Raw genomic sequence first — 1,506 nt, 5'->3', positions numbered from 1 at the left:
TGTTCCCACCCGCACCACCCGTTGCGTTTTGGTGGGAAGGTTGCGGATTTCGGGCGGTGGGGTGGGGATGGTCCGGCCTGTGGGGGCGGTCAGCGGGTGTGGGTTACGCCCAGGAGTTCGAGGACGTCGGTGTCGCCGCGTTGTTGGAGGCGGTGTAGGACGGCCTTGAGGTCGGAGCCGGGGTCCAGGCCGATCCTCGTGGACAGCAGTTCCGGGAGGTTGACCTGCTCGGGGACCGGGTCCACGCCGGTGTGGCGCAGGGCGCGGGCCCAGCGGGGCAGGCGCACGGTGGCGTCGCCGCGGACCAGGCGGGCTTCGAGGCGGCCTTGGTGGATGGACGATACGAAGACCATGTCGCCGTCGTGCGCCGACAGGCCCGCCAGGATCGCGCGCAGCGACACGAAGAAGGGCGTTTGCGCCCAGCGCAGCGCGGCCGGGCCGTGTCCGTGGTGCAGGCGGACCTGGCCACCCTGGGTGACGCCCAGGGATTGGGCGAACGCCGGGGGCAGTTCGACCGGTTCGCCTTCGAGCATCGCCGTGCTCACGTCCACCCGGAACGACCACGCGCCGGTTTCCTCGCGGAAGCAGCCGGCCGTCCAGGACGGGTCGCCGATCGGCGCCGGTTGCCCGGCGCCGCGCTGGGCCGGGCGCTCCAGGGTGTCGGCCGAGCGGGAGAGTACGTGGCCGTTCTCGACCTGGAAGCCCTCCAGGCGGGCGATCCACGCGGACTGGAGCGGCTTGCGGATGCCCATCGCGGCCAGGTCGCGCTCCAGCGCCTTGAGCGGGACCGGACCGTGGGCGCAGGCCGCGTCCAGGGTGGCCGACGTGCGGTCGGCGAGTTCGCCGAGCGGGGCGGGGGAGAGCCAGCCGTCGACCGACGTGTGCAGGTCGAGCAGTCCGCGCAGGACCTGCCAGACCTGGATGTCCAGGCCCGCCACGACCGCCGTGTGCTTGGGGTGCAGGGCGCGCAGTTCGGACACCGTGGTCAGCATGCCGACCCGGTCGCGGACGAAGCTCAGGTGCACCCGGACCGGCGCGCCCTCGGAGCGCGAGATCCGCTCCTCGAGGTTGCGCCGCAGGTCGCGTTCCATGATCTTGACCTCGGCCGGCGAGGTGCCGAACTCGGAGGCCAGCGAGTCGAGTTCGCGTGGCGCGTCGGTGAACAGCCGGTCGCGGGCGAGCAGCTTTCGGCGCGGCTCGGCGTCGATGAACCACGACGACAGGACGGCCGCGAGGTCGCCGCCGCCGGGTTCGCCGGCGCGCGGCATCGGCCGGTCGACCAGCATCGTGACGTCCCCGGGAGGGGTGGGCAGCGTGCCCGGGACCATCTCGACGGTGGCCTCGGGGTCGGCGGAGGCCGCCTTGGTGCCGCGGTTGGTGCGCGGTACGGCGGAGTGGTCCGGCGGCGCCGGCACCGACGGTACGTCCGCCTTCGCGGCGGCGGCCGCGCGTGGCGGGTGGCTGGGACGGGGAGGGATCGGCAGGCCCTCGGGCGTGCGCGCCACG

The 1,506-nt window shown here is 73.8% G+C and carries 1 protein-coding gene; it reads right to left on the bottom strand.

Annotated features, from left to right (window positions below; all coding sequences use genetic code 11):
• Positions 1 to 89 precede the first annotated feature (89 nt).
• A partial coding sequence (locus tag GT354_RS47430; RefSeq protein WP_161364004.1) for a hypothetical protein occupies positions 90 to 1,506 on the bottom strand: 1,417 nt, incomplete at its 5' end.

Origin of the sequence: Streptomyces sp. SID3343 (assembly GCF_009865215.1) — a bacterium.
In the GTDB taxonomy this organism is placed as follows: Bacteria; Actinomycetota; Actinomycetes; order Streptomycetales; family Streptomycetaceae; genus Embleya.
This window is presented reverse-complemented; position numbering and strand designations above follow the sequence as displayed.